General features: G+C 41.1%; 23 protein-coding genes. 13 read left to right on the top strand and 10 right to left on the bottom strand.

Annotation, left to right across the window (positions count from 1 at the left end; genetic code table 11):
- Positions 1-63: 63 nt before the first annotated feature.
- The 3 genes from prmA to BV372_RS06605 all read right to left on the bottom strand — a co-directional run bounded on the left by prmA (position 64) and on the right by BV372_RS06605 (position 4,098).
- Positions 64-984: a 50S ribosomal protein L11 methyltransferase gene (prmA, locus tag BV372_RS06615; RefSeq protein ID WP_086684975.1), complete on the bottom strand. Its 921-nt coding sequence runs from the start codon at positions 982-984 to the stop codon at positions 64-66.
- A gap of 98 nt (positions 985-1,082) precedes the next feature.
- Positions 1,083-2,663, bottom strand: a complete 1,581-nt coding sequence (gene serA / locus BV372_RS06610; RefSeq protein WP_086684972.1) for a phosphoglycerate dehydrogenase — start codon at positions 2,661-2,663, stop codon at positions 1,083-1,085.
- 493 nt (positions 2,664-3,156) lie between these two features.
- Positions 3,157-4,098 (bottom strand): protein kinase, encoded by a 942-nt coding sequence (locus tag BV372_RS06605; RefSeq protein ID WP_373270748.1) that lies wholly within the window; start codon positions 4,096-4,098, stop codon positions 3,157-3,159.
- A 108-nt stretch (positions 4,099-4,206) separates the two neighbouring features.
- Here BV372_RS06605 and BV372_RS06600 point away from each other — a divergent pair, with 108 nt between their 5' ends.
- Positions 4,207-4,926: a Uma2 family endonuclease gene (locus BV372_RS06600; RefSeq protein WP_086684966.1), complete on the top strand. Its 720-nt coding sequence runs from the start codon at positions 4,207-4,209 to the stop codon at positions 4,924-4,926.
- Positions 4,927-5,023: 97 nt separating this feature from the next.
- Here BV372_RS06600 and BV372_RS06595 read toward each other — a convergent pair whose 3' ends face one another.
- On the bottom strand, positions 5,024-5,878 hold the full coding sequence (locus BV372_RS06595) for an HIT family protein (protein ID WP_086684963.1): 855 nt from the start codon (positions 5,876-5,878) through the stop codon (positions 5,024-5,026).
- A gap of 786 nt (positions 5,879-6,664) precedes the next feature.
- On the opposite strand from BV372_RS06595, the gene BV372_RS06590 reads away from it, so the two are divergent.
- Both BV372_RS06590 and BV372_RS06585 read left to right on the top strand, forming a co-directional pair.
- Complete coding sequence (locus BV372_RS06590) at positions 6,665-6,910, top strand: hypothetical protein (RefSeq protein ID WP_086684959.1); 246 nt, start codon at positions 6,665-6,667, stop codon at positions 6,908-6,910.
- Positions 6,891-7,190 carry a hypothetical protein gene (locus BV372_RS06585; RefSeq protein ID WP_086684956.1) on the top strand — a complete coding sequence of 100 codons (300 nt, stop codon included), beginning with the start codon at positions 6,891-6,893 and terminating at the stop codon, positions 7,188-7,190. The genes BV372_RS06590 and BV372_RS06585 overlap by 20 nt, the downstream gene beginning before the upstream one ends.
- Positions 7,191-7,901: 711 nt before the next feature.
- Here BV372_RS06585 and panB read toward each other — a convergent pair.
- Complete coding sequence (panB, locus tag BV372_RS06580; RefSeq protein WP_086684953.1) at positions 7,902-8,672, bottom strand: 3-methyl-2-oxobutanoate hydroxymethyltransferase; 771 nt, start codon at positions 8,670-8,672, stop codon at positions 7,902-7,904.
- 89 nt (positions 8,673-8,761) lie between these two features.
- A complete protein-coding gene (locus tag BV372_RS06575) occupies positions 8,762-9,916 on the bottom strand; it encodes a two-component regulator propeller domain-containing protein (protein ID WP_086684950.1) in 1,155 nt (384 codons plus the stop codon).
- A gap of 892 nt (positions 9,917-10,808) precedes the next feature.
- On the opposite strand from BV372_RS06575, the gene BV372_RS06570 reads away from it, so the two are divergent.
- From BV372_RS06570 to BV372_RS06540, 7 genes are all read left to right on the top strand, one after another.
- Complete coding sequence (locus BV372_RS06570; RefSeq protein WP_086684947.1) at positions 10,809-12,239, top strand: form I ribulose bisphosphate carboxylase large subunit; 1,431 nt, start codon at positions 10,809-10,811, stop codon at positions 12,237-12,239.
- Between the two features lie 100 nt (positions 12,240-12,339).
- Positions 12,340-12,747, top strand: a complete 408-nt coding sequence (locus BV372_RS06565) for a chaperonin family protein RbcX (RefSeq protein ID WP_086684944.1) — start codon at positions 12,340-12,342, stop codon at positions 12,745-12,747.
- 45 nt (positions 12,748-12,792) lie between these two features.
- Positions 12,793-13,122 carry a ribulose bisphosphate carboxylase small subunit gene (locus BV372_RS06560; protein ID WP_086684941.1) on the top strand — a complete coding sequence of 110 codons (330 nt, stop codon included), beginning with the start codon at positions 12,793-12,795 and terminating at the stop codon, positions 13,120-13,122.
- Positions 13,123-13,222: 100 nt separating this feature from the next.
- Positions 13,223-13,873 carry a GDSL-type esterase/lipase family protein gene (locus BV372_RS06555; RefSeq protein ID WP_086684938.1) on the top strand — a complete coding sequence of 217 codons (651 nt, stop codon included), beginning with the start codon at positions 13,223-13,225 and terminating at the stop codon, positions 13,871-13,873.
- 48 nt (positions 13,874-13,921) lie between these two features.
- Positions 13,922-14,146: a type II toxin-antitoxin system Phd/YefM family antitoxin gene (locus tag BV372_RS06550; protein ID WP_086685065.1), complete on the top strand. Its 225-nt coding sequence runs from the start codon at positions 13,922-13,924 to the stop codon at positions 14,144-14,146.
- Complete coding sequence (locus tag BV372_RS06545; RefSeq protein WP_086684936.1) at positions 14,146-14,532, top strand: type II toxin-antitoxin system VapC family toxin; 387 nt, start codon at positions 14,146-14,148, stop codon at positions 14,530-14,532. The genes BV372_RS06550 and BV372_RS06545 overlap by 1 nt, the downstream gene beginning before the upstream one ends.
- 89 nt (positions 14,533-14,621) lie before the next feature.
- Positions 14,622-15,896, top strand: coding sequence for a ribulose bisphosphate carboxylase small subunit (locus tag BV372_RS06540; RefSeq protein WP_086684932.1), 1,275 nt, complete (start codon positions 14,622-14,624; stop codon positions 15,894-15,896).
- A gap of 159 nt (positions 15,897-16,055) precedes the next feature.
- Here BV372_RS06540 and BV372_RS06535 read toward each other — a convergent pair whose 3' ends face one another.
- From BV372_RS06535 to BV372_RS06525, 3 genes are all read right to left on the bottom strand, one after another.
- On the bottom strand, positions 16,056-16,952 hold the full coding sequence (locus BV372_RS06535) for an ROK family protein (protein WP_086685062.1): 897 nt from the start codon (positions 16,950-16,952) through the stop codon (positions 16,056-16,058).
- Positions 16,953-17,095: 143 nt separating this feature from the next.
- The gene (locus BV372_RS06530) at positions 17,096-17,299 is read right to left on the bottom strand and encodes a hypothetical protein (protein WP_086684929.1); all 204 of its coding nucleotides are present in this window, start codon (positions 17,297-17,299) and stop codon (positions 17,096-17,098) included.
- Positions 17,300-17,357: 58 nt separating this feature from the next.
- Positions 17,358-18,254, bottom strand: coding sequence for an ABC transporter permease (locus BV372_RS06525; protein ID WP_086684926.1), 897 nt, complete (start codon positions 18,252-18,254; stop codon positions 17,358-17,360).
- Between the two features lie 322 nt (positions 18,255-18,576).
- Between BV372_RS06525 and BV372_RS06520 the strand changes: the two genes are divergently transcribed.
- The 3 genes from BV372_RS06520 (at position 18,577) to BV372_RS06510 (ending at position 23,435) form a co-directional block, all read left to right on the top strand.
- Positions 18,577-18,897, top strand: a complete 321-nt coding sequence (locus BV372_RS06520; RefSeq protein ID WP_086684923.1) for a DUF3040 domain-containing protein — start codon at positions 18,577-18,579, stop codon at positions 18,895-18,897.
- 14 nt (positions 18,898-18,911) lie between these two features.
- On the top strand, positions 18,912-20,993 hold the full coding sequence (locus BV372_RS06515; RefSeq protein ID WP_086684920.1) for a dynamin family protein: 2,082 nt from the start codon (positions 18,912-18,914) through the stop codon (positions 20,991-20,993).
- A 204-nt stretch (positions 20,994-21,197) separates the two neighbouring features.
- A complete protein-coding gene (locus BV372_RS06510) occupies positions 21,198-23,435 on the top strand; it encodes a dynamin family protein (protein WP_086684917.1) in 2,238 nt (745 codons plus the stop codon).
- A gap of 61 nt (positions 23,436-23,496) precedes the next feature.
- Here the strand turns inward: BV372_RS06510 and BV372_RS06505 are convergent, their stop codons facing one another.
- Complete coding sequence (locus BV372_RS06505; RefSeq protein ID WP_086684914.1) at positions 23,497-24,081, bottom strand: Uma2 family endonuclease; 585 nt, start codon at positions 24,079-24,081, stop codon at positions 23,497-23,499.
- Between the last annotated feature and the right edge of the window lie 83 nt (positions 24,082-24,164).

Here is a 24,164-nt window from a genome sequence, read left to right as displayed (position 1 = left end):
ATACTAGTTCCCAGTCTCTCTTTCATGCTTAGCGGTGAAACTGGTTTCATTGAGACTGCCTTCTTAAGAACGCCGGACATTTAAACAACACCACTCTTTCTTTTTCCACAAAGTAGCAATGACCCAGCCATGCTGTTCTAAGGCATCAGCTACAGCTTTAGATTGCTCAAGTAAAATCCCGCTAAAGATTGCCCAAGTTGTTGGTTTGACGATGGCACTAATTTCTGGAACCAACTCGATAATCACATCAGCCAAAATATTGCAGACAATCCCATCTACTGGTTGTTCAATCAGCTTCTGCAATATATCTACACTCCCCTCTGCTGGTACTAAACGTTCTGGACTAATGTCGTTGAGTGCGCGATTGCTAAAGGTCGATTGCACTGCCAAAGGGTCAGTATCTACGGCATAGGCTTTCTCTGCGCCTAATAGCACTGCCCCAATCGAAAGAATACCAGAACCACAGCCAATATCCGCAATTACCACATGCTCATTTTTAGGAGATGAGTTAGCAAAAGCTTTAGGTAGTTCACTCATTCGCATTTCTAGTGATTCCAAGCACAACTGAGTTGTAGCATGGTTACCCGTACCAAATGCTACACCTGGGTCGAGGCGAATCACTAGGCGTTCTGATGTTTCTGGTAATGGTAGCCACGCCGGATTGATCAAAAAGCGATCGCCTATTTTCTCGGGTTGCCAATATTGCTTCCAGCTAGTAGCCCAATCTTCTTCATTAATTAACTCCCAGTGTAAAGCCGGAGCAGCTAATCCCACACACAGAGCATCTTGACGCAGCCACAGCGACAGCGCGGCTAAATCTAATAGCTGTGCTTGAAATTCCGGTAAATAAGCCCGTACTAAAGAGGAATTTCCTTTACCTTCAATAGCTGTACCACGACAGCCAAAATTTTCCAAACGCCAAAAGATTGAATCTTCTAGGTCTGGTTCGCATAAAATTTGTAGTTCCCACCAGGTTTTTGCCATCTTTTGAGTGCTGAGTGCTGAGTGCTGAGTCTGAGAGTTAATAAGTTTGAGAGATTTCAGAGTTAGTCCTAACTTGTTTTCACTCAGCACTCAGCACTTTATAGTGTTACTGTATACGCGTCTCGAATTCCAGGCACCTTGGTAATCTCAGCCAAAATGCCTTCAGGTAATGGATCATCGATACTGAGAGCCATGACTGCATCACCACGGACGATTTTCCGGCCTACCTGCATACTGGCAATATTCACATTAAAACTGCCGAGTAGGGAACCGAGTTTGCCAATGATACCTGGCATATCGCGGTGCAGGGTGAATAACATATATTTGCTGGGAGGGACGTTAATTGGGAAACCGTCAACATCAGTTAGGTGAATTTCTTTCTCGCCTAATAAAGCGCCGGTGACAGAATGAGTTCCCAAAGTACCTGTGGCTTCTAAATGCAAGGAACCTGCATAGTCACGTACAGAAGCATCCCTGGTTTCAATTACTCGAATTCCCCGTTCTTTAGCTTCAATGCTGGCATTGACGTAATTTACCCGTTCCCGCAGTGCTTGGTAAAGCAGTCCTTTAAGGGAGGCTACCACCAACGGCTGACTCTTGTTAGTTGCCAGTTCACCTTGCAATCTCACATTGAGTAATTCTACTCGGCCGCCTGCCAGCTGTCCTACTAGGTTGCCCAAAGTTTCTGCTAGCTGCATGTAGGGTTTAAGTTCTTCCAAGACATCAGGACCAAGTCCGGGAATATTTACGGCTGAACGTGCAGGTAAGCCTAAGAGGACATCGCGAATTTGTTCAGCAACATCTATCGCCACATTGACTTGCGCTTCCGCAGTCGATGCTCCCAAGTGGGGGGTGAGGATCATTTCTTTACCTAGCGATCGCAAATCAGATTCGGCTAGGGGTTCTGACTCGAATACATCTAATGCAGCACCAGCTATTGTACCTTCTTTGATGGCCACCGCTAAAGCTGCTTCATCAATAATGCCACCACGAGCACAGTTAATAATGCGAGCAGTAGGTTTCATCTTTGCCAGAGTTTTGGCATTGATTAAGTGGGTAGTTTCTGAGGTTTTGGGGATATGTAAGGTGATATAGTCTGCTTGCTGCATCAGCAAATCTAAATCTACTAACTGACAGCCAATCTGTTCGGCTCGGTCTGTAGAGATAAAGGGATCGTAAGCTAGTAGTTTCATCCCCATCGCTTTCGCCACAGCGGCTACATGGGAGCCAATTTTACCCAACCCAACAATGCCGATAGTTTTTTTGTAAACTTCTGCGCCGATAAAAGTTTTGCGATCCCACTCACCTTTTTTCACCGACACATTAGCATCGGGGATATGTCGAGATAAAGATAACATCATAGCGATCGCATGTTCGGCAGCCGCGATCGTGTTACCCTCAGGAGAATTAACTACTACAATTCCGTGGCGCGTGGCGGCGGGAACATCCACATTATCCACACCCACGCCAGCACGACCGATAATTTTTAACTGCGTGCCAGCTTCAATAATTTCTTGGGTAACGCGCGTACCAGAACGTATCATTAGCGCGTCATACTCACCAATAATTTCTACCAGTTCTGCTGGTTTTAAACCTGTTTTGACATCAACAGTAGCAACTTGCGAGAGAATGTCAATTCCAGCCTGGTCAATAGGATCGGAGACAAGAACCTTGGACATGATTACTTTAATTTAAAGCTACAGGTTTTGCTGCACAAGACTTTTAAGTGTAGTCCTTATCCGTTGCAATTCAGCAAAAATTGTTTGTTTTAATATCAACTTATCCTTAAACTGACACCTTGTACTGAGGGTATGCATCAGTTACACGGGGGGGATATGGCGCTGCCTCCTAATGTTTGAAGATCGGTGGCTGTTTACACCACCTCTGGGTAAATATAAACCATGAACCGGGGCCAGCAATAGATATTTATCAATAGTTAAGAGTTACTGAGATTTCTCAGTGTATGAGTAGATGCTGGGTAATCTCACTTCCTGTCTACTTAACCAACGCGGCGATCGCTACCAGTGAATTTCCCAGACTAGATATTGTCTTATTTGATTCTTACAGTTATTTCTAAATTTAGTACATCTATCATGAGATAGATTTATGAGGATAAGAGAGTGCGATCGCTAGAGTTTAGAGAAGCGCCCCCTTAAACTAAATGCCAACTTCTTATGGGACTCGCCAAATTTTAATTGTCTTGTCCTTAGTTCCGCTTACTAAAGTCTGTCCATCTGGACTTATTGCTACGGTATAAACTAAATCGCTATGCCCAGTCAGAGTAGTTTTTAGCGCACCAGTTTGTAAATTCCAAATTTTGATAGTATTGTCCCAACTTCCACTCACTAAAGTCTGTCCATCTGGACTTATTGCTAAAGAACTAACTGCATAGCGATGTTCGGTGAGGGTATTTTTTAGAGCGCCAGTCTGTAAATCCCAAATTTTAATTGTCCTGTCATAACTTCCACTTGCTAAAGCTTTGCCATCTGGGCTAATCGCTACAGCAAAAATTACATCTTGATGTCCAGTAAGAGTATTTTTCAACTCTCCAGTTTGAAGGTTCCAAATCTTGATAGTGCTGTCTGCACGCCCACTCGCCAGAGTTTGTCCATCTGAACTAATAGCAACAGTCATCACTGATTTACTGTGCCGTACATCAGGTAATGACGGTGATGTTTGCTGAGGATAAGCTACTGTAGCAGGCATTTCTGAAGGCGATCGCAACTGGTGTTGTAATTCATCTAATAAATTCTCCCTATCGATAAACTGCTGCACTAAATACAAACGATGATCTTGCTCAAAGTATGCAAATAGCGTGGGGATTTGTGGATGTTCTCCTAGATGTTGCAGTCGCCTTGCTTCTTGCTCAAATAATTCCGTTGCTTTTTGTAGTGCGCCAGTTCCCTGTATCTGAGGTGCAAATTGCTTAATGACACATAGTTCATTAAACTTTTCAACGTCTTCAGCCAAGTAGGTTTTGCCAAATCCTCCACTACCTAATACCCGGATGGGACGATAGTGTCGCAATACGATTAGGGAAACTCCACAGTGAGAGCAAAACTGGGTTCCATCAGGATTGGAGGGATTCTCACAAGCAGAGTTGAGGCAACATATCAGATACGTATATCTATCAGCAGATAAAGTAATTATCGCCTAGTGATTGGTTGCTGTCAGTAACCCGATAAATCGCTATAATTCTGGTGAGTTTTGGGAAAATCAACCATGTTAGAGTACAACCTGCCGAGGTATTTGCCCTCTGCCGAAGAACTACCAGACTCTGACGACGCACCTGTGGATAATGAACTGCAAGAATTAATACCAGGCTTGCTCAAGGCAATACTACTGATACTTTGGGCAGAACGCATGGACTGGTTTTTTGGGGTAGATATGGGTATTTATTATCACCCAGATGAACCGCCAATTGTGCCTGATGGTTTTTTGAGTTTGGGTGTAGAGCGTTTTTATGATGAAGAGTTACGTCCCAGTTATGTGTTGTGGGATGAAAATGTTGTACCTATTTTAGTGCTAGAGGTAGTTTCCCAAAATTATCGCAAAGAATACACGACTAAATTAGATCAATATGCAGAATTAGGCGTACTGTACTACGTAATTTATTCTTCTCGTCGTCGTCGCAAACCTCGCCTGGAAGTGCATAAATTAGTTAATGGTAGGTATGAATTGCAAGCAGGAAACCCAGTTTGGCTACCAGAAATTGGCTTAGGAATTGGCTGCGAACGAGGAAACTATTCTGGTGTAACGCGGGAATGGCTGTATTGGTATGACGAGGAAGGTAAGCGTTATCCTACGCCAAAAGAACAAATTCAACAAGAAGCTCAACGTGCTCAACAAGCAGAACAACGTGCTCAACAAGCAGAACAACGCGCTCAAAAACTAGCAGAACAATTAAGAGCGTTGGGAATAGATCCTGATAAACTCGGTTAAATATTTCCAGAAATAAATACATTCTGTAGAGTTTTCAGATTTACACATTTGCTGGAATCGCGGTTGTCGCCATTGGTGCAAGATGTACTTCAGAAAACTACTTCTTTTTAGGAATCACATTTCTAATTCCACCTTTAGAACCAACAGTATCACCTGTGTAACGAGGGATGATATGAATACTGGCGTGCATCATATTTTGTCCTGCTGCTCGATTGATGTTTATTCCTACATTAAAACCATCAGGTGCAAATTCTGTTTTGAGAATTTCTTGAACTTTGTTCACCATAAACCAGCAAGCAGACTGTTCTTTAAATGGTATATCAAAATAACTGCTGACATGGCGTTTAGGAATAATCAAAACATGCCCTTTACTAATAGGGTAACCATCTAAAATAGCATAGGCAGTTGCCGATTCTGTTAATAAAATTAGATTTTTATGGGGGTTGCAAAATATACAATTATTGGATGAATTATGCTGGTAATTATAATGAATATACTCATAAAATTCTCGAATATCATCCAAATAAATTGAATGGAAGGGAAGTTTTACAAGACATTGATATGTAGGCTTCTTATAAACATAATGCTCTCTAAAACCTTCTTTTTTAATATCCCTTCTCACTGCATAATAAGCTTTACCCCCTGGTTTCAATAAGTGTGATACTTGCATGAGCACATTAGCTTGCTCTTCAGGAAATAAAACATTTAAAACATAAAAGCAAATTATTGTATCAAATCTTTCTTGAGGATATTGAGGAAAATAAAAAGGATCGTATCCTGTAATATCACAGCCTTTTTGACGCAGGATTTTAACATCATTGCCAAAGCCACAACCAAAATCTAGTATTTTTCCTTGCAGCAGATTTTGAGTTAGTAAAAACTGTGCAGGGAATGACAAGTTAGTTCTTTCTATCGCTGTGAGATGACTGAATTGATTTTGTTGCTGTTTCATGAAATTTCAGTGTTCCTGTCTTCAGATGCATCTCGTTTTAACCGAACTGTGTTTTGGTTTTCTTTTCTACTGTTCGGGTAGTTATATTCATTATTTTCTTTATACCTTTATGCGATCGCATCAGGATCAACACCTAGCTCGCCTAACTTAGCTGCTAATGTATCAGCGCGTTGGCGTTCTTGTTCAGCTTGTTCGTTACTCCACAACAGCAAATTTCCTTCTTGATTGCACCACCGTTAGACAGCATTGCTATCCGAAAATTCAACTATGCCATTTCGGGGAAAGACTGGGGACGTTGATATCATCGCAGGCGATCGCCCGTAATTCTTCGTACATCATCAAAAACTATAACCAATGTAGTATCGACAATGTTGCGAGATATGTACCATAATTCTTTTTCGGATTCATGAGCAAGCGCTCACTCTACAGATGTGAAGTATTTCGTAACCGAAAAATTAGCGGTTTTCATCCATTGTTAGCTCTGCATCCATTATCTAGCTACTTGCGTATTATTGCTTAAGTGTATGCAAGTAAGTATACTAAAAAAATAAAAAAATATTAACAAATTTAGGCTGAAACCCTTTTAACGATATAAATAACCAAGCAAATCTATAAGTACTTAGGTTGTATTAATTAAATAAATAAAGCAAGCTTTAACCTTGAAAGTTTGACCGTAAATACCCTGATATTCTCCCCCCCCACCGAGAGAAATTCCGCAATAACACGGTTACGTCATTTTGTTGTTCAGATCAAAATGACGAATATCCAGTTTAGGAGGGTAGATTTATGACAAGCCCTGTAATGACGGTTATTAGAGTCAATCTAGAAAAGGCGAAAGAGGTGGCTCTGAACTGGGAACGAGCTTCATATACTGAACTGAGTGCTTACTGTTTGGAAATTTTGCGGGAGATTGGATGTTCTAGTAATGAACTCCCAGTAAATTTACAGACTCGCGAGCAACAGCTCAATTTCATCGCAGGTTTCGCTTCTTATGCTTTTGGTGAGGTGCTAAATGTCCAAAGTGCTAAATGAAGATATCTTTAATGAACCAGAACAGGTAGAAGAAACTAGTTTACCTGTAACAGAAGAGGATTTGTTTATTTTAATGCAGAAATTTGCAGGCTTTGAAATCCCTACAAAGGTTTTCTCGCAAGCTGTGGCTATTGCTGCTTATGACCGTGCATCAGCTTTCCGCTACGCTGATAACTATGTGAATATCCTCAAGAATAAGACTAAGCGTAAACATTGGCTTTTGTTAGAGCCTGCGCCTGATTTTCGTCTTGATAAAAGATACGCAGATTTACAAAATTAAAAGGTTGTGAACCTTGCGATTTCTACTGAAATTGAGACTAAACAAAAAATCACTCTGCATTGGCTAGGGAAAGGATGATGCTTGCAGTTGAGACTCACTCAACTAGATGTATAACTATTTATCTCAGCCTTTGTATCAAGCGTTGATCCGCTTAATGCGCTTGTTCTAAAAATATTTTAGTTTAGACTTCTTTTCTGGATTTATGGATTTGGCAAAAATGGCTTTCCTACTTGCTGAAATTGTATAACATCCAAATCCAAGGACTGTGTTATTTGTTCTACAGTTAAGCTTAACGCTAATAATCTAGTACCTATGTACCGAAGTCAAAACTAAAAAGACGTTTATTATTGTCTAGGCTTTTGCTGCATATTGTAGACTCAGAACAGCTTCTTATAAAGTATAGGAGTCTACTTACACTGCACTGGGTACAGCTTCTAAATATTGTCTCTAAAAGACTATTATTGTCTACCTTCTTATAAACCCAAGTTTGCAGCAAATTGCTCAAACTAAATATTGCCTGTTTTCCTCTCGATTCAAGCTATAACTTTAGTAATTGCTGATGTTATATTTGCAAATCTATCACTTCCTGATTTCGGGTAATTAGTTTTCTGATAGTGATAATTGCAGTATCTTCATCTTCAATTACTATTTTTTTGCCAATAGTCAGGAGTAAATATTCTTCCCCTGCTTCCTTGTCATTTTTTATATTTACTAAGGAAATTTTCGCTCTCGCACTTCTAGTGCATAATCCTGTACAGCTTTAGTAATATTCTCCCGTAGATTAGTATAAATTTTAGCGAAAGGTGGCTGTCTTTCTGAAAGTCCAAGAACATCAGATGTGACTAACACTTGTCCATTACAATGGATTCCGGCACCAATGCCAATGGTAGGAATACGGAGTTTTTCTGTAATACGCAGTGCTAAATCAGCAGGTATATGCTCTAAGACGATTGCAAATACGCCTGCTTGTTCAAGAGCGATCGCTTCGTTTAAAATTCTCTCTGCGGTTTCATGAGTTTTGCCCTGTTGTCGCAAACCGAGTTGATGAACTGATTGTGGTGTCAAACCCACGTGTCCCATAACTGGAATTCCTGCTTGCACCAAACGAGCAATCGTTTCTACCATTGCTGGGTAGCCACCTTCCAACTTGACAGCTTGAGCGCCAGTTTCTTTCAGCACCAGTCCAGCCGAGTGCATTGCTTGTTGAATGCTCTCTTGATAAGTCAAAAATGGCAAATCTACCACAACTAAAGCGCGTTTCACGCCACGGCGCACGGCTTTAGCATGGTATAGCATCTCCTCTAAAGTAATTGGCAATGTTGTCTCATAACCCAGAACCACAGCCATAGAGTCACCTACCAGGATTAAGTCTACCCCAGCTGCATCGAGGAGTTGGGCGATCGCATAATCCCAGGCGGTCAACGCTACAATTGAACGTCCTTGTTGTTTCCATTGAATTAATTGCTGGGTGGTAACTACCATTGCCAATTATTAAGATTTTGGAGTTTTTGTAATTTATTATTCGTCATTTGTCATTTGCCAAGGACAAATAACAAATGACAAATGACTACTCATTTCACAGCGCGACTAAAAGCAAGATGGGTTTTTGCACTACCCACTTTGGGCATTAACCAAGCTAGACCTTCACTGGTACCGATCCATAATTTATTGGCGATATCAGGGGCAAGGGCAAGCACCCGACTGGAAGGAAGGCCTGCAACTTCATCCAATACAGATCCTGTATTTGGATTTAATCGTAACAAACCATTGTTCGTACCGATCCAAACACTACCATCTTGGGCAAAGCGGACTGCTGTAACGTTACGTCCACGCAAACGAGTCACAGACCGCAGCACTGCACCAGTTTTCGGGTTAATTACTAGCAAATTATTCGGCATTCCCGCCCAAATTAAGCCTTCTGGGCTAATAGCTAAAGCTTGCACAGTCGTCCCCGGTAAATCAGCAATCCGCTTCATAATTAAAGCATTAGCAGTATTTACCCGGATCAGTCCGTCTAAAGTGCCTACCCACAGGTGACCTTCTGCATCTAAAGTTAGGGCGTTAGCGCTAACACCAGGCAAGTTTTTTAAGGTGGTCATAATTAAGCCTTGGTCAGGACTAATCAAGGCTAAGCCGTTATCAGTTCCCGTCCACAAATAACCACGTTTGTCAATCAATAGCGATAACACCCGTTTGGAAGGCAAAAATAAATTCTGCGCCGTGATTTCGCTAGTGCGAGGTTCTACGCGGATTAGACCCTCATAATTTCCTACCCACACGCGCCCTACTTTGTCTTGAGCTAAAGCACTAATGGCAACATTAGGTAGGCTAACGCGAGAGACAATCTTGCCAGTTTTGGGGTCAATTCGCGACAAGCCTCGCCAAGAAGCTACCCAAAGATTGCCAGTAACATCCGCTAATAAATTACTGACACGATAATCGGTTTCTATTGAATGCTCTTGCTCTTCCCGTTGGTCGGGCAAGGGATCTACTCGCGGGGGTGGCGCAGAAGCTGGGTAAGAGGTAGTTGGCTTGGACGAATTAGTAACAGGTTTTTTTTGTGTCGGAGCAGGACTAGCGGTTTTTTGGGCCCTTGCTGGATTTGTTGATGTAACAATTCCCAGACTCGGCAGCACCATAAATCCTGCCAGGATAGAAGTAATCAGTACATTAGTACGCTTGCAAAACAATACCACGGTAACATTCCCTTTGGAGACAGTACCCAAGCCATTAGGCTTCTTACAGAAGTTGGGAAAGGATCAAGGGAAAAGTTTCAAGAAATTGATTTTTCCTCTCCCCACCGCTACAAGATGTCTGTTGCTGAAATTGGCTGGGGGTTAATTTCAGTGTTCCCCTACCAGGAATTTTTTAAACGCCTTCAGCAATTTTTCTCTTGGACTGGGGATTGGTCATTTGTCCTCCTGCTCCCTTGTCTCCCGTATCCGCCTTGTGTGTAGACCCTTAAACCCTTGCTTACCAAAGGCACATACAATTCATGAGAGACTTTGTAAAGTATTCTTAACAAAATGTTTAAAACTTTATGTAATAACAAATTTAAATATATAAGTTAAAAAGTTTCAAAGTATAACTTATTGATTTCTTGATATATTGTGAGACAAGCTACAAATTACGTGGTGTGCAATTTTTGTCTTGCGCTTACCATTCCTCTAAACCCACCTCAAGCCAAATTACTCTGAAGATTTCCCTGGAAATCAAGGAAAAACAGCAGATGTACGAGCGAAAAAGCCCAAATACCTAGGTTATCCTTTAGGGAAAATGGGTAAAAGCCAGCCTTGTAAAGCAGCAAGGTTAAGTGGGCTAGGCAATATTTAGAGGAGTGTGAGAAAGAGATAAAAAGAATTTATATGCTGGGAACAGAGGAAGAATCAGAAGTACACAGTCGTGTACCTCGAAAAATCAAGGAAGTTAGTGATGATGTCTTGGATACTTCACCAAATGTTCCTGAATAGCAACCGCTACCTCTTTGCCATAGACGACCCCTAACAAAAAATTTTTCTAATCTTCTCCTTGCCTACAGAGGAACAGTGGAGAGTGGGGGAAAATTGCATACAACGTGATTTGATAAGTAACAAAGTGTGACTTCTTGGAAGGGAATTTATGTCTTACGCTCAAACGAAGACTCAGTCAAAAACTGGGTATCAAGCCGGGGTTAAAGATTACAGACTAACTTACTACACACCCGATTACACACCTAAAGATACAGATCTTCTAGCGGCATTCCGTGTTACACCACAGCCTGGAGTTCCCCCCGAAGAAGCAGGTGCGGCTGTGGCGGCTGAGTCTTCCACTGGTACTTGGACAACTGTGTGGACAGACTTGCTCACCGACCTAGATCGCTACAAAGGTCGTTGCTACGACATCGAACCAGTTCCTGGCGAAGATAACCAATACATTTGTTATGTTGCTTATCCCCTGGATCTGTTTGAAGAAGGCTCTGTTACCAATGTGTTGACCTCGATTGTAGGTAACGTGTTTGGTTTTAAAGCTTTGCGGGCGCTACGTTTAGAAGATATCCGGTTCCCTGTTGCTTACATCAAGACCTTCCAAGGCCCTCCCCACGGTATCCAAGTTGAGCGTGATAAGTTAAACAAATATGGTCGTCCTTTACTGGGTTGTACAATTAAGCCCAAATTAGGTCTGTCTGCTAAGAACTACGGTCGCGCTGTATACGAGTGCTTGCGCGGTGGTTTGGACTTCACCAAAGACGACGAAAACATTAACTCCGCACCATTCCAAAGATGGCGCGATCGCTTCTTGTTTGTATCTGAAGCTATTGCTAAAGCACAAGCAGAAACCGGTGAAATCAAAGGTCACTACCTCAACGTCACCGCCCCCACCTGTGAACAAATGTTGCAACGGGCTGAGTACGCAAAAGAACTCAAACAGCCCATCATCATGCACGACTACCTGACAGCAGGTTTCACCGCTAACACTACATTGGCTCGTTGGTGCCGCGATAACGGTATTCTATTGCACATTCACCGGGCGATGCACGCTGTAATCGACCGTCAAAAGAACCATGGTATTCACTTCCGTGTATTGGCTAAAGCCCTGCGTTTATCTGGTGGTGACCACATCCATACCGGTACTGTAGTTGGTAAATTGGAAGGCGAGCGTGGTATTACAATGGGCTTCGTTGACCTGTTGCGTGAAAACTACATCGAGCAAGACAAGTCTCGCGGTATTTACTTTACCCAAGACTGGGCTTCTCTACCTGGCGTAATGGCGGTTGCTTCTGGTGGTATCCATATATGGCACATGCCTGCACTAGTAGAAATCTTTGGTGATGACTCCGTGCTGCAATTCGGTGGTGGTACACTCGGTCACCCCTGGGGTAATGCTCCTGGTGCTACAGCTAACCGTGTAGCTTTAGAAGCTTGTATTCAAGCTCGTAACGAAGGTCGCAACTTGGCTCGTGAAGGTAACGACATTATCCGTGAAGCGGCTAAGTGGTCTCCTGAATTGGCTGTTGCTTGCGAACTGTGGAAAGAAATCAAGTTTGAATTCGAGGCAATGGATACCGTCTGATAAAGGTTGAAAGTGGTATGGATAGAGGCTGAAGTTAAAATTACTTCAATAATTTCATCCTTTATCCTTCATACTCATACTTTCAAGGCTGGGGTCAAGCATGAATCTGAAGCAAATTGCGAAAGACACAGCCAAGACTCTCCAAAGCTACCTGACTTATCAGGCACTAAGGACGGTACTGGCACAGGTAGGCGAAACTAATCCTCCATTGGCGATTTGGCTGCATAACTTTTCTGCTGACAAAATTCAGGATGGAGAATCGTATATTGCCCAATTGTTAAAGGAAAAGCCAGATTTGGCATTGCGGATCATGACTGTTAGAGAACACATTGCTGAGGAAATTGCAGAGTTTTTACCAGAAATGGTTCGTACTGGCATTCAGCAAGCCAATATGGAACAGCGTCGCCAGCATCTAGAGCGAATCACTCAAATAGAGACATCAAACCCCAGTCTGCAACCAGAACAGCAAACAAGCTCAGACCCAAATTTGGATAACCTATCCAGTTAGTCGGTCAACATAGTACTAAAAAATCGCAACCCATTATCAACAGCTATGCAAACTTTACCAAAAGAGCGTCGTTACGAAACCCTTTCCTATTTGCCACCTCTTTCTGACGCTCAAATTGCCAAGCAGATCCAGTACATCCTCAACCAAGGTTACATCCCAGCAATTGAGTTTAACGAAACTTCTGAGCCAACAGAATTATATTGGACACTGTGGAAGCTACCTTTGTTTGGTGCTAAATCTACTCAAGAAGTACTGAACGAAGTTCAAGCTTGCCGTTCTCAGTATTCCAACCAATATATCCGTGTTGTTGGTTTTGACAACATCAAGCAGTGCCAAGTACTAAGCTTCATCGTTCACAAACCCAGCAGATACTAAAGCTGACAAGCTGAATTAGTTTAGGGGCTTTAGGTTATTTATTAATTCCCCCATAGGAGAGGTAGAATTATCTGCCTCTCTTCTTTCATGAATCGGAATTATGAATTCAATACAGCTACCAGATCTCAGAATTTGTTTTGTTGGAGACTCCTTTGTTAATGGCACTGGCGACCCTGAGTATCTTGGTTGGACAGGCAGAATATGCATTAATGCTAATAAAAAAGGTTATGACATAACCTACTATAATTTAGGAGTTAGGCGAGATACGAGTACCGATATAGCAAAGCGTTGGTTACAAGAAGTATCAGTTCGCTTACCTAAAAATTCTTATGGCAGAGTTGTATTTTCTTTTGGGCTAAATGACACAACAGTAGAAAACGGTAAAACTCGTGTAGACCTGATAGATTCCATCAGAAATGCTCGCAAAATTTTAACTGAAGCTAAGCAGTTATATCCTGTTTTAATGATTGGTCCTGCGCCATATGCAGAACAAGAAGACCCCCAGAGAAAGAAAAGAATTAGCGATTTATCTAAACAGTTTGCATTAGTTTGTCATGAATTGAACGTACCTTATTTAGACATTTTTTCCATATTAGAAAAATCAACTATTTGGAGAGATGAAGCTATAGGAAATGACGGCGTTCATCCGAATGCAGGAGGTTATGCAGAATTTGCCCAAATCTTAGAAAATTGGGACGCTTGGTTAAGTTGGTTTCCTTATAATTTAATTGATAATCCAAAGTTAGGATAGTAGTAGCATCTGATTTTTTATTTAAAGGTGCCCCAAGGTCTTAATATTATGCAGCAAATTACTTTAGCTGAAGCATCCCAACACTTACCAGACTTGATTGAAGCAGCACTCAGTGGGGAAGAAATTATTATTATCAAAGATAATCAACCTGTAGTGAAGCTAACTCCTGTATTGCAAGTGAAACGCCGCCGTCAACCAGGTAGTGCCAAGGGTTTAATTATAATATCTGATGACTTTGATGAACCGCTAGAAGATTTTCAGGATTATATGTGATGGTGCTATTGCTTGATACACATACTTTTATTTGGTATGTAACTGACAATTCAAGACTTAGTAATCAAGTAATAGAGCTAATCAATGACGAGGACAATCAAATTTTGCTGAGTATAGCTAGTCTTTGGGAAATAGCAATAAAGCAGAGTGTAGGAAAGCTTAGTTTTAATCAGCAATTTGAAATATTCATCACACAGCAACTCAACTTCAATGATTTCACATTACTAGATATTAAAATCAGTCATCTTGCTCAAATTAGTACACTTCCTTTACATCACCGTGACCCATTTGACAGACTGTTAATTGCACAGTCCATAGTAGAAAATATCCCTGTACTTAGCGCTGATACAATTTTTGATGCCTATCCAATTCAGCGTTTGTGGTAGTTAGCATTCCCTTTCTACCAAAAGATAAATGAAAAATAGACACAAAAAACTTAGCATTAATTTAATAAGTCCCAGGCAAGAATAATTTTATGAGTTACTACATTGCTCCTCAGTTTCTGGATAAACTCGGTGTCCACATTACCAAAAACTTCTTAGATCTTCCTGGGGTGCGTGTACCCTTGATTTTGGGAATTCATGGACGAAAAGGTGAAGGAAAATCTTTTCAATGTGAGTTAGTCTTCGAGAAAATGGGTGTCGAAGTGACTCACATCTCTGGTGGGGAATTGGAAAGTCCAGATGCAGGAGATCCAGCGCGTTTAATTCGTCTGCGCTATCGTGAAACAGCGGAACTAATCAAAGTGCGCGGTAAAATGTGCGTGCTCATGATTAATGATTTAGATGCAGGTGCAGGACGCTTTGATGAAGGCACTCAATATACTGTAAATACCCAGTTAGTGAATGCCACACTGATGAATATTGCTGATAATCCTACAGATGTGCAGTTACCTGGAAGCTACGATTCCACACCTTTACATCGTGTGCCGATTATTGTCACAGGAAATGATTTTTCCACTCTTTATGCACCATTAATTCGGGATGGTCGCATGGAGAAATTCTACTGGGAACCGAACCGCGACGATAAAGTGGGGATTGTTGGGGGAATTTTTGAACCAGATGGACTTTCTGGGCGAGAAATTGAACAGCTAGTTGATACATTTGCCAATCAATCGATTGACTTCTTTAGCGCTTTGCGATCGCGTATTTATGATCAACAAATCCGGGAATTTATCCATCAAGTAGGATTTGAGCGCGTTTCCTTACGCGTGGTAAACAGCCTAGAAGGACCGCCAGCCTTTAAAAAGCCAGATTTTAGCCTGTCTCATTTGATTGAATCAGGTCACTTGATGGTAAGCGAACAAAAACGGGTGGAAAATTCTCAGTTAGTTGATGAGTACAATCGCCTGAATCGCGGTAGAAGTTATCAAGCTGCGCCGCCACCTGCTGATGTGACACCAACTAGTCAGCCGTCAAGGAATGGTGGAAATCAAGCCCCAAAAACTAATGGTTTTCAGAAGGAAGTATCGAGTCCGCATTTAACCCTAGAGACACAAGAACAGATTCGGCAAATTTTGGCTCAAGGTTACACAATTAATATTGAACACGTTAATGAACGCCGCTTCCGCACAGGTTCTTGGGAAAGTTGTCTTAACACCCACATCGATGCGCACTCAGATGCAATCTCAGCTTTAGAATCATGTCTAGCTGAATATAGTGGTGAGTACTTACGTTTGGTAGGAATTGATCCAAAGGCGAAGCGGCGGGTGATAGAAACGATTATTCAGCGTCCGAACGGGAAAAATTAAACATATCAAACCACAGATAACACTGATATTTATCTGTGTTCATCTGTGTTCATCTGTGGTTCCTTTTTATTTCCGATTTTTGCAACGGGTCAATTGATGGATTGTCCTCAAGGGAAACCCTACAAATGCATCAGTCGCTGTGATTTTTGGCAGTATCATCTAACGTCCTAAAAGGTGTTGCCATGCCAACTTTGCTGCACCCACCATCCCCGCAGCATTACCCAGTTCTGCGGGTAAAATTTGTAAACCAACACGCGATGTCGGCATAACTCGTTGCTCAATTTCTGCTTTTACAGCTGGTAAGAAAAACTGGAAACTGGCACTAACTCCGCCACCAATCACGATCGCTTCTGGAGTTAAAACATAAATCAAACTTGTTAAGCCAATACCCAAGTCGCTACCATATTCTTGCCAAAACTTCAAGGCATTGGCATCTGCTGCTTGCGCCAAAGCGCTCAATTCAAGCGGTTCCTTGCCAGTGCGCCGACGAATCGCTGTGATTGAGGTGTACTGTTCTAAAGAGCCGCGATTGCCGCTGTTACACACCGGGCCGTCAGGGTTAAAGCTAATTAAACCCAGTTCTCCCCCAGCGCCTTGATGTCCAATGAACAGTTTGCCATTTAAAATAATTGCACCGCCAACGCCAGTGCCTAAAGTCAGCATAATAAAATTTTGAAAGCAGCGACCGGCACCTAACCAAGATTCGCCCAACCCTGCACAGTTAGCATCATTACCGACAATCGTTGGTTTGCCTGTTTTCGCTTCTAACCAATCTGCCAAAGGCACATCACGCCACCCTGCCAGGTTGATGGCGATTTTTGCAATGCGTCCTTTGGCATCAGCAGGGCCAGGAGTGCCGACACCAATGGCTACAGTTTGATTATCTGGATCAACTTGGGCGATCGCATCCACCATTACCGCCACCACAGCTTCTGGTGTGGATGGTTGGGGAGTTGCTACTGTCAGAGATTGCAGGCAATTGCCATCTCGATCAAATCGCCCCAGCTTAATCGCTGTTCCCCCCAAATCAATACCAATTACTTGAGAATTCACCACCACTTTTTAGATATTCACAAGGGAACACTGGGGACTAGGGACAAGAGGGACAAGGAAAACCAGGGGGACAAGGAAGTAGGGGGAGAATTCCTAACTCTTGACTCTTGACTCTTACCCAATCCCCCATACTTTCAAAAAGCATATTAGCTTTTTTGCGTCTTGTTGCTAAAAAATTCTGAACTCTCAGTTTTTTTGGCTGCAAATTGTAAATTTGTAACATTCGCCGACTTCACACCCGATTCACCCTGCCAAGCTGTGACTGGTGTTCCCCGTAAAATGCCAGATAAAGCAACAGAAAGCATAAACCCGCCAGTGGCAGCGGCAATTAAAGTCAAATTGTCTTTCACATGAATCTCCAAATCAATGATCAGCCTGTGTACTAATTACTGTTCACGGTTGACTGAATTATTTCCGAATACTATTTTGTCGTCGCAAACGAGGATTGACAAATTCATTTAAACCTTCACCAAGTAGTGATAACCCTACCACCATCAGTGTCATCGCTAAACCGGGGAAAAGTGTAGTCCACCAAATGCCAGTGGGTAGTGCTTCTAGTGCTTGTTTTAAATCATGTCCCCATTCTGGAACTTCTTCTGGCAATCCCAAACCCAAAAACCCTAAACCACCTAAGACTAAAATCGCATCGGCGGCGTTGAGGGTAAATAATACAGGTACGCTTTGAATAACGTTGAAAAATAGATATCGAGACAGCACAACCCACGTTGAAGCGCCCATTGCTTGAGCAGCTTCAATGAACACCTCAGTTTTCACGCTCACAGTGTGATTGCGAACAACTCGGTAATATTGGGGAATGTAGGCAATGCTAATGGCGATCGCTGCATTTAATATCCCCCGCCCTACTACAAATGCTAGCGTCACTGATAGCAATAGTCCCGGTAGGGTGTAGATGCTATCCATGAGAAACAGCAATAGTTTATCCAGTCTACCGCCAAGATAACCGCTGACCATACCCAAAGGCACACCAATTACCATACTCAGCGCCGTTGCTAATATCACCACTTGCAAAGCAGCTTGAGCACCAAAGATTGTGCGAGAGAAGACATCATGACCTAAGCGACTGGTGCCAAACCAATATTTGGCTGAAGGTGGCTCTTGAATCGGGTTACTTAACAAATCTTTGGGATCTTGCAGCCATCCCCAAGCTTGAAATACGGGTGCGAAGAACGCCAGGAATAAGAAAAACAGGGTAATGACTAACCCGATCAACATTAGTCTTTGAGAAAGATTCGGATTTTTGGGAAAGCGTAAGAATGACGGCATTTGCCGTTTTGTCATGGCCATGAGCGATCGCCTGCATTGAGCGAGATACGCTGACCATTTTACATATCACAGATAGGTATTAGAGACTGAGATTAAATATTTGCGAAAAACCTTAAATTAAAAATTTGGCAGATAAATTCACAACCTTTCAGCTATTGTTTCAAAAATCCGAAAAAACAAGCTCAACTGGTGGAATCTAAATTATCTGACGAATTTTGCTGTTTACCATTTCACATTAAAGTAGCGATTATACTGATGAGTATTATTTATTAGTAAAATAAAATACATAATAAAGATTATAAATACTGAAACTATTTCATTGTCCTAGATAGGGTGGACATTAATGGAAAACGATCGCAATCAAGATTTAGAACAGCGCGAACGTAAACTCAGACAACGAGAAGTGGAATTACGACTCCGAGAAATGGAAGCGGATATAAATCGTCCTAATCCGCCTTTTCATCAAACTGTCAAGCATCAGTCAGAAAAGTTGTCTCAGCCGTGGATGAAAAAAGCGATTCTCGGTGTACAACTTTTCGGGATTGGGGTGGCGGTGCTGGTTGCTGTCAGAATAGCCGCAGCCGTAGCTGGAATTGTGATTTTTGCTGCACTGGCTTGGATGGCTTACAAACTTTTTCTGGAATCTCCAAAAAATAAACCTTAGTTTAGGGTGTCAATATGACTAATCAAGTTGCGGCTGACAAATTTATCAACGATTTAGAACGTGTTGCGCAAGTGCGATCGTCCATGTCAGTATGTTTGAGTAGACTTGCTGACACAATTAATCAAGCAGAATTAGCAGGGGAATCTTCATCAGGAAAGCTGAGTTTAGAACGAGATATTGAAGATATTACAGTAGCTAGTAAAAATCTCAAACAAGGTGTATTTCGCCTGTTAGTTTTAGGCGATATGAAACGAGGTAAAAGTACGTTTCTCAATGCTTTGATTGGAGAGAATTTGTTACCAAGTGATGTTAATCCCTGTACCGCAGTCTTAACAGTTTTACGCTACGGGCCAGAGAAAAAAGTCACAATTCATTTTAATGATGGTAAAAGTCCACAACAGCTAGATTTTCAAAGCTTCAAATACAAGTATACTATTGACCCGGCTGAAGCTAAAAAATTAGAACAAGAAAAAAAACAAGCATTTCCTGATGTCGATTATGCAGTAGTTGAGTATCCCTTAATGCTATTAGAAAAGGGAATTGAAATTGTCGATAGTCCAGGATTAAATGATACAGAAGCGCGTAACGAATTATCTTTAGGTTATGTAAATAATTGCCATGCTATCTTGTTTGTGATGAGAGCATCGCAACCTTGTACCTTGGGTGAACGTCGCTATTTAGAAAATTACATTAAAGGTCGAGGATTGACGGTTTTCTTTTTAATCAATGCTTGGGATCAGGTGCGGGAATCATTGATTGATCCTGATGATATAGAAGAGCTAAATGCAGCAGAAAACAGGTTAAGACAAGTATTCAAAGCGAATTTAGCAGAATATTGTCATGTAGATGGTCGGGATATTTATGATGAGCGTGTTTTTGAACTTTCATCAATTCAAGCACTCAGAAAAAGGTTGAAAAATCCCCAAGCTGGTTTAGAGGGGACTGGCTTTCCAGAGTTTATGGGATCGCTCAATACTTTTCTGACTAGAGAACGTGCGATCGCGGAACTTCGTCAAGTCAGAACCTTAGCTAGACAAGCGTGCAATCACACTCGCGAAGCTATAGAAAGACGTCTACCATTACTTGATAAAGATGTCAATGAATTGAAACAACGGATTGGCTCTGTAGAACCAGAGTTTAATAAACTTACAACTATCCGCGATCAATTCCAAAAAGAAATTATCAACACCAGAGATACCCAAGCCAGAAAGATTTCTGAATCCTTTCGCAGCTACGTTTTAAACTTAGGTAATACCTTTGAAACCGATTTCTTGCGCTATCAGCCAGAGTTAAATTTGTTGGATTTCCTCAGTAATGGAAAAAGAGAAGCATTTAATGCTGCACTACAAAAAGCATTTGAGCAATACATTACTGATAAATTCTCTGCTTGGACTTTAACTGCTGAAAAAGATATCAATGCAGCTTTTAGAGAACTTTCTCTGAGTGCTGCACAGTATGGCGCATCTTATAGTCAAGTTACAGATCAAATTACCGAAAAGTTAACAGGACAGCAAGTAAGAGTAAATCCTGCTGCTACTCCAGAAGATGATAACTCTCCTGGATGGGCAAAATGGGCAATGGGATTGTTATCTCTATCGCGAGGAAACCTAGCTGGTGTTGCATTAGCTGGCGCAGGATTCGATTGGAAAAATATTTTGTTAAACTACTTTACCGTAATTGGTATTGGCGGCATAATTACGGCTGTAACGGGTATTTTCCTTGGGCCGATTGGTTTTGCATTGCTAGGCTTAGGAGTAGGTTTTCTACAAGCAGATCAAGCACGTAAAGAGTTAGTAAAAACTACTAAGAAAGAGTTAGTGAAATACCTACCACAGTTAGCCCATGAACAATCGCAAACTGTGTATGATGCAGTGAAAGAGTGTTTCGATTCTTATGAAAGAGAAGTGAGTAAGCGCATTAACGACGATATTACATCTCGCAAATCTGAATTAGATAATCTGCTAAAGCAAAAAGCCACTCGTGAGATTAACCGCGAAAGTGAGTTAAAGCGGCTAAAAAATTTGCAGGAAGATGTAATAGAACAATTGCAAAAGATTGAGACAGCCTATAGTAATTTATTGGCTTACTATAGCTAATAGTATTATTGGTGGGCAGTGCCCACCCTACAATAGTTTGATTTTATTCTCAGGTGATATTAGGAAATGAAGAATTAAATTACAGATAAATGTAGATATTTTATCGGTGTTTATCTGTGTACCCTTCGGGAAGCCACTTCGTGTCTACATCTGTGGTTACAAATACAAAATTTATTTGCATACGCAACGTGAAACAAGGAAACTATGCAAAAACAGTCTGAAGATTATCAGGATTTGGTAAATGCACTCAAATCTGCATCTGCATTACTAAATTTAGAGCGCAAATCACAACTATATCAAGATATAAATGCCATCTCTAATTATCTGACTAATCCTAACTTTCAGATTGCGGTATTTGGCCCTTTTAATCATGGTAAATCCACCCTGCTAAATGCCATCTTAGGAAATCGTACTTTACCAATTGATTTAATTCCCACAACAGGCGCAGCAATTACTGTCAAGTATGGTACTGATTTGCGCACTCGGATTATGTTGAGAGATGGTACAGAAATTTATCGCAGCGGTACGGAAATTTTGCAGCAGTATGCAATTCTCGATGGTAACAGACAGATGCGTCAAGATGTAATCTCTGTAGAAGTTTTTTGTCCTCATCCTTTTTTAGAGAGGGGTATAGAATTACTAGATTTACCAGGTACAAACGATCGCGAAGAACAAGATAGTTTAGTACGCGATCGCCTGTTATCTACAGATTTAGTAGTACAATTACTCGATGCCCGCAAGCTAATGACTTTAGGTGAGCGTGAAAACTTGCGTGATTGGTTATTAGATCGGGGTATTAAAACAGTTATTTTTGTCGCTAATTTTATTAACTTACTCGAACCCGAAGAACAACAGCAAGTGCAAAATCGTCTGTTGTTTGTTGCAGAAAGTTTTCGCGCCGAATTACCGCCTGGGTTTAGTAATTTATATCGTGTTGATGCTTTACCTGCTTTAAGAGCCAGATTAAAAGGTGATGCGGCGGCGGCTACTAGTAGCGGATTAGCAACCTTTGAAGCAGCTTTGCAAAATATTGTAGGTATTTTACAACAAAATCGTGGGGATGTGCGGTTACCGAGAGTGCAGGCGATCGCTTCCCAAATCCAATTAAATTTAAAAGCTAAAATTGACCCTATCCTGAGTGAAATTAACTCCTTTGATGAAAAACAAAAGGCTAAAGTTGAAGTTAAACAAAAAGCTGCCAATCTAATTCAACAAGGCTTAAACACTAGTATTTCAGAGTTACGTAATTGGTTAGATTTATCCAACCTACTCAGAAAATATCAAACTGATGCCACAGTAGCACTCGCGGAGAATAACTTTAAAACTTGGCAAATAGGTACTTTAAAAAAAGACCTTATGGAGTTACAACGCTCTGTGATGAAATGGCTTTATCAAGCTTATGAATTTTTTCGAGAAGAAAGACCAGAAGATTTATTAATTTCCTTACCTATTGAACCACAAATTACATTACCTCCCAAGCCAAGTAATAGTAATGATTTAAGTGAACCTGGAGCCATAGCAGTTGGTGGTGGGATTGGTTGGTTATTGGGTGGCCCTGTCGGTGCGGCTGTGGTTGGTAGTATTTCTTATTTATTAAACAAAAATATTCAAGATTCAGAAGAAAAATCAGCTAAGGAAACTTATCATCAGCAGGTTGCTAAAATTTGCATAGCTACAACCGAAGATTATTTTTCTCGCTTGAGCAATCAAGGATTATCAGTATTAGCTGAATATGAGCAAAAAACAAAAAAAGTAATTCGCTTTACAGGTTGCCAAGAGCCACCAGAAATTGCTAATAAGCGCAAAAATTTGCAGGGTTTACAAAATAGTTTTAATCAATTACTGCAAGAGTTAACAAAAGCCAAGATATCTTCAAACTATCAACCTTATCGAGAAACGCCAAAATATACAGCATATTCTCCCCCAGTCGAAAAGGAGCAAAGAAGTTACTCAAAAGTAGAAGAGAGGGTGAATGTTTCTGCATCTTCCACATATCGCACTTCTGCTACTTCTCAAACATCTTCTACTCACCGTGTTAGCGCTTCTCCCCCTCCACCACCGAAGGCTTCACCCTCTCCAAATCCAGCAGAATTGGAAACCAAATTTCGCAATTGGGAACTCGATGAAGAAATAGCACGAATGAAAGCAGAAATGCGTTCTCCTGGTTTTCAAGCTAACAAACAACAAAATACATCCCAAAGCAACAAATCGCCTCAGCAACCTAAAACCCAAGCAGAAAAAGACAAAATTACTCGCGCTTATACCATTTTAGGATTACAACCTGGTGTGTCATTTACTGAAGTAAAACAGGCTTATAAAACTTTGGTAAAAAAATGGCATCCAGATTTATTTGTAGCTAAACCCCAATTGCAACAACAAGCTCAAGAAAAAATGCGGCTGGTAAATGAAGCTTATACAATTTTGGCAGAGAAATTTCAATAAAATCTACTCTTCGTTAATAGTAAGTACATTAGTGCTTAACAATCCAGGACTACGAATTTAATTACCAAACTTTACTCATATTTAAGACAAACCCAGGTAATACCGGATCACCACTTACAGTATTAGGGTTATCTAAACATTCTTCTGGTAAACCAGAACGATAAATATAAACTTTGCGGTGTTTGCGATCAATTAACCAGCCTAACTTTACTCCTGGTTCCTTTATATATTCTTCCATTTTTTCCTTAAGAGGTTGGAGTTTATCGCTGGGGAGTCTCAATTCAACTACAAAATCTGGACAAATCGGAGCAAACTTTTGTTGTTGTTCGGCTGAAAGAGTATTCCACCTTTCTAATTTCATCCAAGAAACATCAGGCGATCTATCTGCACCAGTTGATAGCTTAAATCCAGTGCTAGAGTCAAAACAAATACCTGTACCATCTTTTTCTGCCCACACATATAACTGACCAGCTATGCTGAAGTTACGATTACCTGACTCTGATCCTGTGGGTGGCATAATTGATATTTCTCCTAATTTATTACGCTCAATACGTAAATCACGATTTACCTGACAAAACTCAAAGAATTGTTCGTCTGTCATTTGCATTGATGGCGGAATTTGTAACACCAAGGGAGATGAAAACATAATGCTTACCAGACTAACTTTTATCTTTATTCTCACGCAAAAATATAAAGGCGCAAAGTTTTATCTTCGCGCCTTTACACCAA

This window comes from Nostoc sp. T09 (assembly GCF_002154695.1).
Taxonomy (GTDB): Bacteria; Cyanobacteriota; Cyanobacteriia; order Cyanobacteriales; family Nostocaceae; genus Aulosira.
Note: the sequence above shows the minus strand (reverse complement) of the source record. Positions and strands in the feature narration are given on the sequence as shown.

Bases quoted from the DNA above. Each gene is read 5' to 3' on its own strand.
- prmA (WP_086684975.1), bottom strand. From the start codon at position 984: ATGGCAAAAACCTGGTGGGAACTACAAATTTTATGCGAACCAGACCTA.
- serA (WP_086684972.1), bottom strand. From the start codon at position 2,663: ATGTCCAAGGTTCTTGTCTCCGATCCTATTGACCAGGCTGGAATTGAC.
- BV372_RS06600 (WP_086684966.1), top strand. From the start codon at position 4,207: ATGTTAGAGTACAACCTGCCGAGGTATTTGCCCTCTGCCGAAGAACTA.
- BV372_RS06595 (WP_086684963.1), bottom strand. From the start codon at position 5,878: ATGAAACAGCAACAAAATCAATTCAGTCATCTCACAGCGATAGAAAGA.
- BV372_RS06590 (WP_086684959.1), top strand. From the start codon at position 6,665: ATGACAAGCCCTGTAATGACGGTTATTAGAGTCAATCTAGAAAAGGCG.
- BV372_RS06585 (WP_086684956.1), top strand. From the start codon at position 6,891: ATGTCCAAAGTGCTAAATGAAGATATCTTTAATGAACCAGAACAGGTA.
- panB (WP_086684953.1), bottom strand. From the start codon at position 8,672: ATGGTAGTTACCACCCAGCAATTAATTCAATGGAAACAACAAGGACGT.
- BV372_RS06570 (WP_086684947.1), top strand. From the start codon at position 10,809: ATGTCTTACGCTCAAACGAAGACTCAGTCAAAAACTGGGTATCAAGCC.
- BV372_RS06565 (WP_086684944.1), top strand. From the start codon at position 12,340: ATGAATCTGAAGCAAATTGCGAAAGACACAGCCAAGACTCTCCAAAGC.
- BV372_RS06560 (WP_086684941.1), top strand. From the start codon at position 12,793: ATGCAAACTTTACCAAAAGAGCGTCGTTACGAAACCCTTTCCTATTTG.
- BV372_RS06555 (WP_086684938.1), top strand. From the start codon at position 13,223: ATGAATTCAATACAGCTACCAGATCTCAGAATTTGTTTTGTTGGAGAC.
- BV372_RS06550 (WP_086685065.1), top strand. From the start codon at position 13,922: ATGCAGCAAATTACTTTAGCTGAAGCATCCCAACACTTACCAGACTTG.
- BV372_RS06545 (WP_086684936.1), top strand. From the start codon at position 14,146: ATGGTGCTATTGCTTGATACACATACTTTTATTTGGTATGTAACTGAC.
- BV372_RS06540 (WP_086684932.1), top strand. From the start codon at position 14,622: ATGAGTTACTACATTGCTCCTCAGTTTCTGGATAAACTCGGTGTCCAC.
- BV372_RS06525 (WP_086684926.1), bottom strand. From the start codon at position 18,254: ATGGCCATGACAAAACGGCAAATGCCGTCATTCTTACGCTTTCCCAAA.
- BV372_RS06520 (WP_086684923.1), top strand. From the start codon at position 18,577: ATGGAAAACGATCGCAATCAAGATTTAGAACAGCGCGAACGTAAACTC.
- BV372_RS06515 (WP_086684920.1), top strand. From the start codon at position 18,912: ATGACTAATCAAGTTGCGGCTGACAAATTTATCAACGATTTAGAACGT.
- BV372_RS06510 (WP_086684917.1), top strand. From the start codon at position 21,198: ATGCAAAAACAGTCTGAAGATTATCAGGATTTGGTAAATGCACTCAAA.
- BV372_RS06505 (WP_086684914.1), bottom strand. From the start codon at position 24,081: ATGTTTTCATCTCCCTTGGTGTTACAAATTCCGCCATCAATGCAAATG.